Here is a 244-nt window from a genome sequence, read left to right as displayed (position 1 = left end):
GAAACCAATTACTAAAATACCTACAACACTTTTAGTGATTGAGGAATCTAAAACTTTATGTGCATTGGTTGCCTGGTGTGTTTCATCAAAAGAAACTGTTGTAGCACCTTTATCTACTTCATAAATTTTTGAGTGAATTTTTGCGAACTTTAATCCTTTTTTTTCTCCAATTACATGACCATCATCATTACGATGGAATTCTGAAGAACTAAAAGTAACCAAACCTTCACTTGTCCATAAAATT

General features: G+C 31.6%; 1 pseudogene. It reads right to left on the bottom strand.

Features of this window, described 5'->3' with window-relative positions:
• Nucleotides 1-244, bottom strand: a pseudogene (locus ACY2RW_RS16290) (F0F1 ATP synthase subunit A); the annotation flags it as partial.

Source organism: Polaribacter sp. 2305UL8-11 (genome assembly GCF_058147165.1).
Note: the sequence above shows the minus strand (reverse complement) of the source record. Positions and strands in the feature narration are given on the sequence as shown.